Origin of the sequence: Amycolatopsis sp. NPDC051758 (genome assembly GCF_044453095.1) — a bacterium.
GTDB lineage: Bacteria > Actinomycetota > Actinomycetes > Mycobacteriales > Pseudonocardiaceae > Amycolatopsis.
This window is the reverse complement of the sequence record NZ_JBITCJ010000012.1, coordinates 232,028-245,260: the sequence shown is the minus strand read 5'-3', so window position 1 is coordinate 245,260 and position 13,233 is coordinate 232,028. Positions and strand designations below refer to the sequence as shown.

Genomic DNA, 13,233 nt, shown 5'->3' with positions numbered 1-13,233 from the left:
GTGTTTCTTGGAGGCAACCAACCGGTTGGTTATCAGCCGGCAGAGCGAGGAGAGGGCATCATGAGCAGGACGTGGCTGATCACCGGCAGTTCCCGCGGCTTCGGGCGCGAGCTGGCCCGGGTCGCACTGGAGACCGGCGACCGGGTGGTCGCGACCGCGCGCCGGCCGGAGCAGCTGAAGGATCTCGTGGCCGAGCACGGTGACGCGGTCCGCGCGTTCGCGCTGGACGTCACGGACCCAGCGGCCGCGCGTGAGGCGGTCGCGTTCGCGGTGAAGGAGTTCGGCGGGCTCGACGTCGTGGTCAACAACGCCGGTTACGCGAACAGCGCCCCGATCGAAGACATGGCGGAGGACGACTTCCGCGCGCAGGTCGAGGCCAACTTCTTCGGCGTTGTCAACGTCACCCGGGCGGCCCTGCCGGTGTTCCGCGAGCAGGGCTCGGGGCACTTCCTGCAGTTCTCGTCGGTCGGCGGCCGGGTCGGCGGATCACCGGGGCTGAGTGCCTACCAGGCGGCGAAGTTCGCGGTGGAAGGGTTCTCCGAGGTGCTCAACGCGGAGGTGAAACCGTTCGGCGTCAAGGTCACGATCGTCGAACCGGGCGCGTTCCGCACGGATTGGCAAGGTGTCTCGATGGAGCGCGCCCCGGTCCGCCCGGAGTACGACGCGTCGGTGGGCGAGATGCACCGCCTGCGCGACGCAAGCGACGGCAAGCAACCGGGCGACCCGGCCCGGGCGGCCCACATCCTCACCGACCTGGTCCGCCTCGACAGGCCACCGCTGCGCCTGCTGCTCGGCGCGGACGCGGTCGAAGCCGTGCAACGGTCGGAACGAGCACGCGGAGCGGAGGTGGCCGAATGGGCGGACGTGAGCCGCTCGGCGGTGTTCCCGACGGAGTGACCGGCACTGCGGGGAAGGCGCGGTCCTAGCTGCCCGGATGGGGTGCTGCCCCGAAATGCCTTGGCGGGCATGGTCTGGATCCGCCTTGCCGGCCGGGCGGCGGTCCTGGGTGGCCGTTCGCGCCGGCAGGGCTAGCAGGTGAGCGGGCGCTGTTTGCCGAGGTGGCGGTCGCGGGTGGCTGTTCGGATCGGCGGGGCCAGCAGGTGGGCGGGCATTGTCTGCCGGGTGGCGGTTCTCGGTGGCCGCTCGGGTCGGCGCGGTCGCCAGGTGGGCGGGGGTCCTTTGCCGGGGTGGTGATCCTGGGTGGCCGCTCCGGGAGGCGGGGTCGCCGAGCGGGCGTTGGTTGCTGGGTGGCGGTCCCCAGTGGGCGCTCCGGGCGGCAGTGCCACGAGGCGGGCAGGCAGGCGCTGTCTGCCGCGTGGTGATCCTGGGCGGCGCTCGGGTCGGCGGGGCCACCAGGAGGGCGGGTGTTGCCTGCCGGGGCGGCGGTCCTCGCCGGCCGCTCCGGACGGCAGGGACACCAGCTCCGCGGCCGCGTCGACAGTGCGCCCGGCCATGCTGCCGCCCCCGGGGCGCGCCCACCGGGCCGCCGTGCCAAGCGAGTCGGACTACGCAACCAGCCGTCCTAGGGACCGCCGGTCAGGACCGTCCCTGCGAGGTCTCCCGCTGCTCAACGACCAACCGCTGGTGCCGGGCCGCACGAACCCGGTCGCCGCAAGTGGTCGAGCACCAGCGGCGGCGGGCGTGCTCGCGGAAGAAGAACCGTACGCAGCCGTGTGCCTCGCACGGGCGCACCAGCCCGCCGAGGTCGCCGGTGACCACGTCGATCGTGTCGCGGGCGAGGGCGGCCATGGCCTCGTCGGCACTGCCGGGGCGGGTGCTGTGCCACTCGCGGCGCGGGCCGGCCGGCCAGGTGAGCTGGGGTGCGGCCGCGTCGGCGCGGGCGGCCGCGTTCACCGTCTCCAGGGCGCGGGCGTCCGGTGCGCGATCTTCCGTCACCGCGGCCAGCAGTTCGCGGACTGCGGCGCGGAGGTCCGTCAAGCGGCTCAGGTCGTCCGCGCCGATGGTGGCCGCCGGGAGTTCGTGCCGGCGCAGCCACTCGGTGGCGTCGCGGGGCTCTGCGAGGTCGTCGACCTCTTCGCCCGCGTTCAGCCGCCGGGTGTTGACCAGCGCCAGGGCCGGCGAGCGCTCCTCGCCGGGTGCTGCAGTGACCACGTTCGCCTCCCGAGTCCGGCCTTCAGTTTCCCCGACCCGTTGACAGCCTACCTCGTCTCATGGATAAATAAAAAAGTATCCATGAGACGCGAGGAGAAGACCCATGGTCACCGTGCATCACCGCTCCGCCACCGTCGCCGGGCACCGGCTGTTCTACCGGGAGGCCGGACCCGCCGGCGCGCCCACGATCGTGCTGCTCCACGGCTTCCCGACGAGCTCGCACATGTACCGGCACCTCATCCCGGCGCTGGCCGACCGCTACCACGTCGTCGCGCCCGACTACCTGGGTTCGGGCGCGTCCGACGCGCCGCCGGTCGGCGAGTTCGCCTACACCTTCGACGCGCTCGCCGAGCTCACGCTGGGCCTGCTCGACCAGATCGGCCTCGACCGCTTCGCGCTCTACATCCAGGACTTCGGCTCCCCGGTCGGCCTGCGCATCGCGGCCGGGAACCCGGACCGCATCACCGCGATCGTCACGCAGAACGGCAATGCCTACGTCGAGGGCCTGGGCGCCGGGCTGCCCCAGAAGCTCGCCGCCGGCACGCTCACCGAGGAGGACCTGCGCGGCATGGTCACCCTCGAGATGACGAAGGCGCAGTACCTGGACGGCTCGCCCGACCCGGAGCTGGTCAGCCCGGACGTCTGGATCCACGACCAGGCCTTGCTCGACCGGCCCGGCGGCGCGGAGATCCAGATGGCGCTGCTCGCGGACTACCACCACAACATCGGCCTGTACCCGAAGTTCCACGAGTACTTCCGGACCACCCAGGTCCCGCTGCTGGCGGTCTGGGGCGGCAACGACGAGATCTTCATCGCCGACGGCGCCCGCGCGTACGCCCGCGACCTGCCCGACGCGGAGATCCACCTGCTCGACGCGGGCCACTTCGCGCTGGAGACGCACCTGGACACCATCGCCGGGTACGTCCGGGGCTTCCTGGGGCGGGTGGTGCCGAACTGAACTTCCTTCTCCCTCAACGGGTTTCACCGCGCTGCCCGGTGAGCGGGACGCCGGTCCGGCGCCGGTTGACCGGCCGGACGTTCCGCTCGTAGGGTCTCTCCCGAGACCGCCCTGACCCCAGGTCGGTCCCGGTCCCGGAGAACCCCGCCGTCGTTGTCAGGCATCCGCCTCTGCCTGCGCCGACGGGTCGTTCGCCGACGGGCCCGGGCGCGTGTGGCAGACCGGGGTCGTGGCGGCACGACTGTGTTCCGCGGAGGCGTGTCGAGTCGTCGATCCTCCGCACCGGCTGTGTGGAGGACGGGATGACCGGACGGGTTCGGGTGGGGATGATCGTGGCCGCGGTGGCTGCGGTCGTCGCCGGAATGATCACCGCGGCAGGACCGGCGCAGGCCGCCGACCCCTTGCTGTCGCAGGGAAAGCCGGTGACGGCGTCCTCGGCGGGCGGGTGCTGTCCGGCGCCGGACGCGGTCGACGGCAGCTCGACGACCCGGTGGGCGAGCGCGGCCGGCGTTGATCCGCAGTGGATCTACGTCGACCTCGGCGCGGCGGTGCACGTCAGCCGGGTGCGGCTGCAATGGGACGCCTCCTGCGCCACGGCCTACGAGATCGACACCTCCGCCGACCACGTCACGTGGACGCGGATCTACGCGACCACCGCCGGAAAGGGCGGTGTCGAAGACCTGACCTCGCTCGACGGCACCGGCCGCTACGTGCGGATGTACGGCACAAAACGCTGCCGCACCGACGCGTCGAAGGGCTACTCGCTGCAGGAGTTCGGCGTTTACGGCTCGGCCGGGGACGTCGTGCCGCCGTCGCCACCCGGCACGCCGACGCTCGTCGGGGTCACTCCCACCAGCGCGACGATCGCGTGGACCGCGGCGACCGACGACGTCGGCGTTGTGGGGTACGACGTCTATCGGGACGGTCAGCTCTGTGCCAGCACCACCGGCGCTCTGACCGCGACCTGCGGCAACCTCGGCCCGAACGGCAACTACGGCTTCTACGTCAACGCGCGTGACGCGGCCGGGAACGTGTCGCAGGCCAGCGGCACGCTCGCGGTGAAGACGCCGCCGTCCGACGACCACACGCCGCCGTCCGTGCCGGGGAACGTGCACACCACCGCGGTCAACAGCACGTCGATCGGCCTGGCGTGGACCGCCTCGACCGACGACGTGGGGGTCACCGGCTACCGGATCTTCAACGGCGGCAACCAGATCGGCACGTCCGACACGGTGAGCACGACACTCGGCGGGCTGACCCCGGACACCGCCTACCACCTGCAGGTGCGGGCCGTCGACGGGAACGGCAACCTGAGCGAGCCCAGCACGCCGGTCCTGGACGTCACCACCACCGGCGGCTCGAACTGCTCACCGTCGCAGGGCGTGTGCGGCGCCACGCAGGTCGGGACCGACGACGACGTCGTGTGGGGCCTGGTCACCCTGCCGGACGGCACGATCCTCTACAACCAGCGTGACGCGCACTCGATCGTCCACCTGAACCCGAAGACCGGGGCGAAGAAGACGATCGGCACCGTGCCGAACGTCCAGAGCACCGACGGTGAAGGCGGCCTGACCGGGCTGGAGATCAACCCGGCGTCGTTCGCCGCCGACCACTGGCTGTACATCATGCACACTTCGCCGAACGACAACCGGATCGTGCGGATCAAGTACGACCCGGCCGCCGATTCGCTGACCACGAGCACCGAGCAGATCCTGCTGACCGGCATCGCGCGCAACAAGTTCCACAACGGCGGCCGGCTGCGGTTCAGCCCGGACGGCCGGTACCTGTTCGCCGGCACGGGGGACGCGCAGAACGGCGACAACGCGTCGAACACCAGCAGCCCCAACGGAAAGGTGCTGCGGATCAACCCGGACGGGTCGATCCCGGCGGACAACCCGTTCCACAACGCGGTGTGGAGCTACGGGCACCGCAACGTCCAGGGCCTGGCGTTCGACTCGCAGGGCCGGTTGTGGGAGCAGGAGTTCGGCAACAGCGTGATGGACGAGACGAACCTGATCGTGAAGGGTGGCAACTACGGCTGGCCTTCGTGCGAGGGAACGTCGGGCACGTGCGGCACCGCGGGGTTCCTCGCGCCGAAGAAGACGTACCCGGTGGCGCAAGGGTCGTGCAGCGGCATCACGATCGTCCGCGACGCGCTGTACGTCGCCTGCCAGCGTGGCACGCGGCTCTACCGCGCGGTGATCAGCGGCAGTTCGCTGACGAACTTCCAGACGTTCTTCAACGGAACGTACGGCAGGCTCCGCACGGTCGAACCGGCCCCGGACGGCCAGCTGTGGCTGGCGACCAGTGTGGACGGTGACAAGGACAGCACCCCGCACAACAGCCACAACAAGATCCTGCGGGTGACGGTCGGGTAGCCCCGCGCGGGGCTTTGATCGTCAGCCGCCGAGGAGGCGCGAGAGTGCGTCCCGTGCTCTCGCGTCCTTCTCCGCCAACGTCTTCAGCTCGTGCGCCAGTGCCGCCAGCCAATCGTCCACAGTGGCCTCCTTGCGGCTGATCACCACTCCGCGGACCACCTGGCGGATCTCCGCGGCCACGCCGCCGTGCTTGCCCGCCGAGAGCACCAGCACGCGGTCCGGGGTGGTCACCTGGACCGAAACCGCCTGTCCGTCGCGGCCCGCCACGCGGTCGGCGAACGTCTTCCGCCGCGAGACCTCCACCATGCCCGGAGGGAGCGCGTCGCCCAGGGTCTCCGACAGGACGCGGTGGTAGGACTCGACGTCCGCCCGGTCCGTGCGCAGCGCCGCGACCAGCAGGTGGAACTCCAGTTCGGCGCCCATCAGTCGGTGAGGGGCAGCACGAGCTGCGGCTTGGCGATGTGGTGGTCCTCCCGCAACGGCTTCACCGCGGTGCCGATGGCGAAGAACTCGGTGGTGTGCCCGCCCCAGCGGTGCGGCAGCGAAAGCAGCTGGACGCCGACGATCCCTTCCGCTTCAAGCTGTTCCGCCTCGGTCTGCATCCGCGACATCGCGAGCTCGCGCGCGTCGTAGAGCGCCTCGGTGTACTGCGGGATCTCGACGTTCTGGCCGATGTTGCCCACCATCTGCCGGAACCGCTGGTGCGCGATGTGGTAGACGCAGGTGCCCATCACCATGCCCAGCGGCGCGTAACCGGCCTGCACCAGCGTCCAGAAGTCCTGGCCGGACAGGTCCGACGTGAACGGCTTGCCCGTGTTGTTGCGCCACTCGCCCGGTTCGTCGGCCTTGACCGCGGTGCCGATCGCGATGAACTCGGCGAGGTCGCTGCCGAACTCCTTGAACTCGATCTCGAGCCGGACCGCGACGATGCCGTCGGCGCCGAGGACGTCCGCCTCCGCCTCCATGCGGGACATCGCGAGCTCGCGGGCGTGGTACATCGCCTGGGAAAGCCGGTCCAGCTCCTGGTTCTTGCTCCAGCGGCCCATCTGGAACCCGACGTGGTAGATGCTCGACCCGAGCACGAGCCCGAGCGGCCGGAACCCGGCTTCGCGCACGAGCAGGAACTCGTTGACGCTCAGGTCCGAGGTGAACAGGCTGGTCTTCTGCCCGGGTCGCATCTCGGCGAGCCGGCGCATCGCATCGTCGGGGATGTGCTGCGCGGCGGGGTCCGCGGTGGTCACGAAGCCTCCTCAGGAACGGTTCAGCGGAAGGATCTTGAGCGCGCTGGTCGGCGCGGCGCGGCCGGTGTGGAAGCGGGCGATCGCGGTGCCGGTCACGGTGGCGATGCCGGCCACGGCGACCTCCTGGACCGGCCAGGACTGCAGGGTCATGGCCGAGACGATGCCGCCGTCGGCGCCGCAGTCGCGGATGGCGCGCGCGAACTCGGCGCGGGCCGCGGCGCGGACCTCGGTGACGACCTTCGTGGGCGCGTCGACTTCGGTGTTCCCGGCCCACGCGACGGTCTGGTTCGGCATGTTGTAGTCGTACGCCGCCCGGCCGGCGACGCCGATCGCGACGCTCACCGGGACCCAGCCCGCCTGCATCAGCTTGCCGACGTCCTGGCCCGCCAGCCCGGTGGTGAACGGCCGCCGCGGCCGCTGCTCCGACTCGGCGCGGACGGCGGTGCCGAGGGCGACGAACTCGCGCATCACTTCGTCGAGGGGCGTGACCGTGAACCGGATCCCGAGCACCCCGTCGGCGCCGAGGGCGGTCGCTTCCTGGGCGATCCGGTCGAGCGCGGTCGCGTAGCCCTGCCGCAGCATGCTCGACAGCAGCTTGACCTGATCGGCGGCCCAGGTGCCCGGCCCGGTCCAGCCGACCCGCTGGACGACGCAGCCCATGACCTCGCCGACGGCGGTGAAGCCGGCCACCTCGGCCCCGACGGCGCCGGGCACGGTCAGCAGCGAGGTCTTCAGCCCGGAGGCGGCAAAGCGGTCGACCCGGGCCCGCGCAACGGGCGGCAGGCCACGACCGTCCCAGTCGGGCACTTCGGACCTCCTTCGGCCGGATCTCCTCCCATCGTGGCACGGATCCGCACCCGGGCGAGGTGGCCGCGGGTGATCGACGGGGTATGTCCGGAAGGTCCCGCTCGTGGTGAGGGGTGTGCGAGGGCAGAGCACGCCACAGTCAGCCGCCCGGAAGCCCGCCATCGAGTGGCAGCACCGCGTGAGCCTCCGTCGACGCCGGCCCTGCCCGGAACCGGGCGATCGCCGTGCCGAAGACGCCGGCCACCGCCGTTGCTCCCGTGCGGCCCAGGGGCCAAGCGTGCAACGTCGTTGCCGACACCAACCCTCCGTCCGCACCGGACGAACGCACCGCCGCCAGGAACTCCTCGCGCGCGGCCGCGCGGACGCGGGTCACCAGTTCCGTCGGCGCCGGCATCTCCCGGCCCGGATGGTCCTTCATCGCGATGTCGTACACCGTGCCGCCGTGGACGCCGATCGCCAAGGTCACCGGCACCCAGCCCGCCAGCAGGAGCTTCGCCACGTCCGGGCCGGGCAGGCCCGTCGTGAACGGCTGCCGGGGCCGCATCCCCTTCGCCGCGCGGACGGCCGTGCCCAGCATGACGAACTCGTGCACCGTGCGGCGAGGGCGGGTCACCGTGCAGCTGATCGCGAGGACGCCGTCCGCGCCCAGGTCGCGGGCCTCCGCGCGCAGCCGATCGAGGGCGGTTGCGTAGCCGCGGCGCATGCTCGACGTCAGGTCCTCGGCGTGCTCGACGACGCAGCCCATCACCTCGCCGATCGGCCGCAGCCCCACCGCTTCGGCGCCGACCGCGCCCGGCACCGACAGCAGGGACGTCCGCAGGCCGGACGTCGTGTAGCGGCGGATCCGCGGGGCGGGCATCAGCGCCAGTTGTCGTCGCCGAAGCCGAGGGTCACCGGGCCGCGGCGGGTGATCGCGGCGATGGTTTCGGCGGGCAGGACGTCGTCGAGGAACGCGTAGTCGGGACGCCGGGTGCGGGCGTGCCACTCGGCGATCTCGTGCCAGCCGGGGGCGGCGAGCGCGCCGCCGAAGTGCTGGACCGACAGGCTTGCGGTCAGGCACGCGAACCGGAGCCGCTCGGCCAGTGGCCAGCCGGTCAGGGTGGCCGCGACAAAACCGGCGCCGAAGACGTCGCCCGCGCCGGTGGCGTCGAGCACGTCGACCGGCAGTGCCGGGACCGCCGCCGTCTCGCCGGTGATGCCGTCGACGGCGAGCACACCTTCGCCGCCGCGGGTGATCACGGCGATGGGGACGAGTTCGGCGAGGGCGGCCAGCGCCGCTTCGGGTGTGTCGGTGCGGGTGTAGCGCATGGCCTCGACGTCGTTCGGCAGGAACGCGTGGCAGCACGCCAGCTGCTCCAGCAACGCCGGTGACCAGGCCTCGGACGGGTCCCAGCCGACGTCGGCGAACACCAGGCTGCCGCCTTGGTGCGCGGCGTGGACCCACTCGGCGGTGTCGAGGCCGATGTGCGCGACCGTCGCCAGGCTCGGCGGTGGTGACCCGGCCAGCTCCGCGACCGGCATCGGCGGCGGGTGCCCGTGGGTGACCATCGCGCGGTCGCCGGCGTAGGCCAGCGACACCGTGACGGGGGAGTGCCACTCCGGGAACTGCCGCGAGCGCGACAGGTCGATGCGCTCCTGCCGGGCCAGCACGTCCCAGCAGTAGCGCCCGTAGACGTCGGTGCCGAACGCGGCCGCGAGCGACGTCCGCAGGCCGAGCCGGCTGAGCGCGACCGCGAAGTTCGCGATGCCGCCCGGCCCCGAGCCCATGCCGCCCGTCCACACCTCCGTGCCCGGCGCCGGCGGTTGTTCGAGCCCGGTGAACACCAGGTCGAAGAACAGCAGGCCGGACAGGAAGACGTCGACCTCGGGTGCGGGCTCAGGGGTCACGGGCGCCTCCACGGATCGCGCAAGGGTGCGCACGAGCGTGCTTCAGATGCGCAAAATGCGCAAGCTCCGCGCAAACTTGCCCGTGAGGTGAGCGAGTTTGACTGCTATGGTCGCCGGATGCTGCCCCAGCGTCGCCACGAGCTGATCCTGCGGGCCCTCCGCGCGGACGGGCCGGTGCCCGTCGGCGCGCTGGCCGAGCGGCTCGGCGTCAGCCAGGCCACCGTGCGCCGCGACCTGGTGCAGCTCGACCGCGAAGGCCGGTTGACCCGGGTTTACGGCGGGGCGATGGCGGCGGCCGAGGACGACGAGCCGTTCGCCCGGGTGGCCGCCGAGCGGGCCGACGAAAAGGACGCCGTCGCCCGGCGCGCGGCCGGTCTGGTCGGCGACGGCGACACCGTGCTCCTCGACATCGGCACCACCGCGCACCGCCTGGCGCGGCACCTGCGCGACCGCGCGCTGACCGTGATCACCAGCAGCCTCGCCGTCTACGACGAGCTGAAGGACGCCGACGACGTCCAGCTCGTCCTGCTCGGCGGCGTGGTCCGGCGCAGCTACCACTCGATGGTGGGCTTCCTGACCGAGGACGCGCTGCGCCAGGTGCACGCCGACACCGTTTTCCTCGGCGCCAGCGGTGTCCGCTGCGACGGCCACGTGATGGACTCGACGGTGGTCGAGGTGCCGGTCAAGCGCGCGATGGTCGCCGCCGGTGACCGGGTGGTGCTGCTCGCGGACGCGGGCAAGTTCCCCGGCACCGGGCTGGCCAAGGTCTGCGGGCCCGACGCGCTCGACGTCGTGGTCACCAGTGCCGGCGCCGACGAGCCCACCTGCGCCGCGCTGGGTGAGGCCGGGGTCGAGGTGCTGCGGTGAGGCTGGTGATCCTGGGCGGCGGTGGCTTCCGCGTGCCGCTGGTGCACGGCGCGCTGCTGGCCGGCGGTGACGTCACCGAGCTGGTCCTGCACGACGTCGACGCCGGGCGGCTCGCCGCGATCGAGCGGGTCCTGGCCGAGCAGGCGGCCGGAACGGCGAACGCGCCGCGGGTGCGCACGACCACCGACCTCGCCGCTGCACTGTCCGATGTGGACTTCGTGTTCTCCGCGATCCGGGTCGGCGGGCTGCGCGGCCGGCGGCTCGACGAGCAGGTCGCGCACGCGGAAGGGGTGCTGGGCCAGGAAACCGTCGGCGCGGGTGGCATCGCCTACGGGCTGCGGACGGTCCCGGTCGCGGTGGATCTCGCGCGGACGATCCGGGAGCTGGCGCCGCGCGCATGGGTCATCAACTTCACCAACCCGGCCGGGATGGTCACCGAAGCGATGGCCGCGCACCTCGGCGGGCGGGTGATCGGCATCTGCGACTCGCCGGTGGGCCTGTGCCGCCGCGTCGCCGGGGCCCTCGGGATCAACCCGGCGACGGCGGAGTTCGACTACGCGGGCCTCAACCACCTGGGCTGGCTGCGCGCGGTCCGGGTCGGCGGCGAAGACGTCCTGCCCCGGCTGCTCGCCGACCCGGCCGCGTGCGAGTCGTTCGAGGAGGGCAAGCTCTTCGGCGCGGACTGGTTGCGTGCCATCGGTTCCCTGCCGAACGAGTACCTGCACTATTACTACTTCGCCCGCGAAGCCGCCGGCTCGGAGTCGCGCGGCGCCGTCCTGCTGGAACAGCAACGCGGCTTCTACGCGGAACCTTCGTTGACGTCGTGGGAGCGCACGCGCTTGGAGCGCGAAGCCACTTACATGGCCGAGACGCGCGAAGGCGAGCGTGACGATCTCGAGGGTGGCGGCTACGAGAAGGTCGCGCTGGCGCTGATGCGCGCCCTCGCGCACGGCGAACGCACCACGCTGATCCTCAACGTCCGCAACGGATCCGCGCTCCCGGGCCTGCCGGAAGACGCGGTGGTCGAGGTGCCGTGCGTCGTCGGCACGAACGGCGCCCGCCCGATCGCCACCGGGCCGCTGCCGGACCACGCGCTGGGCCTGGTGACCGCGGTCAAGGCCGTCGAGCGGGCGACGATCGAAGCGGCGGCAACGGGTTCACGCGACGCGGCGCTGCGGGCGTTCGCGCTGCACCCGCTGGTCGACTCGGTGTCGGTGGCGCGGCGGTTGCTCGACGGTTACGTCGCCGCGCACCCGGAACTTGCTTACCTGGCCTAGGAAGCCAGCTCGCGCAGCAACGGCGCCAGCCGAACCGCCAGGTCGGCGTCGACCCGCTCGATCTCTCCGATGAAGAGCTCGGTGACGGCGCGGAACGGCCGGCCGAGGTCGCCGAGCCCGCCGACGAGAGTCTCCTCGAAAGGCCGCGTGACGTTCGTGGGCAGCTGGTCGAGCCCACGGCCTTCGCCCGCGGGCAGGCCGTGGCGGACGCAGGCCAGCGCCAGCGTGTGCTCCCGGACCCGGCCGATCATGTACTCGGCCTGCCAGCCGCGGCCGCGTTCGATGCTCGACCGCACGTGCAGCGCGTGCAGCCAGGCCAGGTCGATCAGCCGCCGCGCGTCCGGCGGCGGTGCCGGCTCGCGATCGTTCGCCGTTCCGAAGAGCAGCCGGAACTTCGGTGTGGTCGCGCCGAAGTCCGCTTCCGGCCAGAACGCCAGGTCGACCTGCAGGGTGTTCGCCAGCAGGAACACGCGGAACACGGTCCGCTCGAACACGACGTCCATGTGGTGCACGGCATCGTGGTCGCGGTACATCCGGGTGGTGAAGTCCGCGAGGACCGGCCCGGGATCCCCGCTGACGGCGAAGGCGAGGTCGATGTCCGACCATTCGTCCTCGGCGCCGAGCGCGGCGGAGCCCGTCACGGCCGCCCCGGTGACACGGTCGTCCGCGCGGGCCGCCGTGATCAGGTTGTCGCGCAGCAGGTCCCGCTCCCCGGTCGTGAACATCGGCCCAGGCTAGCGGGCTCACAGCGGCCGCTGCACGCTCACCGCGGCGGGGGGGGCCAGGGTGACCTGACCCCCACCGACGACTCCAGCTACGTGACGGCCGTCAGGCGGTGACCCCGATGAACTCCGCTTCGGCTTCGTCGCGTTCGACGTGGAGGGACCACGCGCGTTCGGCGATGTCGTCCGGATCGAGTGTGCCGGCCGTGAAACCGTGGTCCTGCTCGGTGAACACCCGGTGGATGTCACCGCCCTTGATGAGCCCGCCGATGGTGAGGGCGCCGGCGTAGACACCCGTGTCGCGCAAGGCTTCGTTGAGCGTCAGGACGTACATGCGCAACGCCGCCGACGCCGGGGCGAAGCTGCCGAGCAGCGGCATCGGGTACTTGCCGCTCAGGCCGCCGGCGAACAGCAGCGAGCCGGCGCCGCGGTCCCGCATCCGCGGCAGCACGGCCTGGGTCAGCTGCGCCGCCGGGAGGACGAGTGCCTCGAACGGCACACGCAGGTTGTCCACGCCGGCTTCGGGCAGCGGGGCCATGGCCGCGCCGACCCCTTGGTCCGCCGGGCCGAAGTACACCGTGTCGATTTCGCCGGCGTCGGTCCGGATGCGGTCGAGGACGGCGCCGAGCTGGGCTTCGTCGGTGACGTCCGCGGCGTAGGTGTGCGCGGTGATCCCGGCTTCGGCGAGCGAAGCGCGGTAGGTCGCGTGACGCGCGTCGGTGCGCGAGACCAGCGCCGTCGTGAAGCCTTCGCGGCCGAACCGGTGCGCGATCGACAGGCCGAGCCCGGGACCGACCCCCAGGACGGCGATCACTTGGGACAAGAGGACCTCCTATGGATAACTTGAGAACGTCCTCAAGTTATCCATAAGATGAGAGAGTCGTCAACTTATGAGGTGAGTGCGCCGAATGTCGTCCGCGGTTGGCGCCACCGGCCGAACGCGGGCACGCAAGGCTGCTCCAAGCGGGTAGAACATGTTTCAGT

At 71.9% G+C, this 13,233-nt stretch carries 13 protein-coding genes; 5 read left to right on the top strand and 8 right to left on the bottom strand.

Features of this window, described 5'->3' with window-relative positions:
- Nucleotides 1–60 precede the first annotated feature (60 nt).
- Complete coding sequence (locus tag ACIA5G_RS42800; RefSeq protein WP_395934152.1) at nucleotides 61–897, top strand: oxidoreductase; 837 nt, start codon at nucleotides 61–63, stop codon at nucleotides 895–897.
- A gap of 639 nt (nucleotides 898–1,536) precedes the next feature.
- Here the strand turns inward: ACIA5G_RS42800 and ACIA5G_RS42795 are convergent.
- A complete protein-coding gene (locus tag ACIA5G_RS42795) occupies nucleotides 1,537–2,112 on the bottom strand; it encodes a CGNR zinc finger domain-containing protein (protein WP_395934150.1) in 576 nt (191 codons plus the stop codon).
- A gap of 103 nt (nucleotides 2,113–2,215) precedes the next feature.
- Here ACIA5G_RS42795 and ACIA5G_RS42790 point away from each other — a divergent pair, with 103 nt between their 5' ends.
- A complete protein-coding gene (locus ACIA5G_RS42790; RefSeq protein WP_395934148.1) occupies nucleotides 2,216–3,070 on the top strand; it encodes an alpha/beta fold hydrolase in 855 nt (284 codons plus the stop codon).
- A 302-nt stretch (nucleotides 3,071–3,372) separates the two neighbouring features.
- Nucleotides 3,373–5,448, top strand: a complete 2,076-nt coding sequence (locus ACIA5G_RS42785) for a PQQ-dependent sugar dehydrogenase (RefSeq protein WP_395934146.1) — start codon at nucleotides 3,373–3,375, stop codon at nucleotides 5,446–5,448.
- 21 nt (nucleotides 5,449–5,469) lie between these two features.
- On the opposite strand, the gene ACIA5G_RS42780 is transcribed toward ACIA5G_RS42785, so the two are convergent.
- From ACIA5G_RS42780 to ACIA5G_RS42760, 5 genes are all read right to left on the bottom strand, one after another.
- Entirely contained in the window at nucleotides 5,470–5,871 is a 402-nt protein-coding gene (locus ACIA5G_RS42780) for a hypothetical protein (protein ID WP_395934144.1), read from the bottom strand.
- Entirely contained in the window at nucleotides 5,871–6,689 is an 819-nt protein-coding gene (locus ACIA5G_RS42775; RefSeq protein ID WP_395934142.1) for a heavy metal-binding domain-containing protein, read from the bottom strand. The genes ACIA5G_RS42780 and ACIA5G_RS42775 overlap by 1 nt, the downstream gene beginning before the upstream one ends.
- Nucleotides 6,690–6,698: 9 nt before the next feature.
- Nucleotides 6,699–7,496, bottom strand: coding sequence for a heavy metal-binding domain-containing protein (locus ACIA5G_RS42770; RefSeq protein ID WP_395934140.1), 798 nt, complete (start codon nucleotides 7,494–7,496; stop codon nucleotides 6,699–6,701).
- A 139-nt stretch (nucleotides 7,497–7,635) separates the two neighbouring features.
- Nucleotides 7,636–8,355 carry a heavy metal-binding domain-containing protein gene (locus ACIA5G_RS42765; RefSeq protein ID WP_395934138.1) on the bottom strand — a complete coding sequence of 240 codons (720 nt, stop codon included), beginning with the start codon at nucleotides 8,353–8,355 and terminating at the stop codon, nucleotides 7,636–7,638.
- Complete coding sequence (locus ACIA5G_RS42760; RefSeq protein ID WP_395934136.1) at nucleotides 8,355–9,383, bottom strand: carbohydrate kinase family protein; 1,029 nt, start codon at nucleotides 9,381–9,383, stop codon at nucleotides 8,355–8,357. The genes ACIA5G_RS42765 and ACIA5G_RS42760 overlap by 1 nt, the downstream gene beginning before the upstream one ends.
- A 117-nt stretch (nucleotides 9,384–9,500) precedes the next feature.
- Between ACIA5G_RS42760 and ACIA5G_RS42755 the strand changes: the two genes are divergently transcribed.
- Both ACIA5G_RS42755 and ACIA5G_RS42750 read left to right on the top strand, forming a co-directional pair.
- Complete coding sequence (locus ACIA5G_RS42755) at nucleotides 9,501–10,250, top strand: DeoR/GlpR family DNA-binding transcription regulator (RefSeq protein ID WP_395934134.1); 750 nt, start codon at nucleotides 9,501–9,503, stop codon at nucleotides 10,248–10,250.
- Nucleotides 10,247–11,527: a 6-phospho-beta-glucosidase gene (locus tag ACIA5G_RS42750; RefSeq protein WP_395934132.1), complete on the top strand. Its 1,281-nt coding sequence runs from the start codon at nucleotides 10,247–10,249 to the stop codon at nucleotides 11,525–11,527. The genes ACIA5G_RS42755 and ACIA5G_RS42750 overlap by 4 nt, the downstream gene beginning before the upstream one ends.
- Here the strand turns inward: ACIA5G_RS42750 and ACIA5G_RS42745 are convergent.
- Nucleotides 11,524–12,252: a nucleotidyltransferase domain-containing protein gene (locus ACIA5G_RS42745; protein ID WP_395934130.1), complete on the bottom strand. Its 729-nt coding sequence runs from the start codon at nucleotides 12,250–12,252 to the stop codon at nucleotides 11,524–11,526. The genes ACIA5G_RS42750 and ACIA5G_RS42745 overlap by 4 nt on opposite strands.
- A gap of 103 nt (nucleotides 12,253–12,355) precedes the next feature.
- A complete protein-coding gene (locus ACIA5G_RS42740) occupies nucleotides 12,356–13,063 on the bottom strand; it encodes an SDR family NAD(P)-dependent oxidoreductase (RefSeq protein ID WP_395934434.1) in 708 nt (235 codons plus the stop codon).
- Nucleotides 13,064–13,233: the final 170 nt, after the last annotated feature.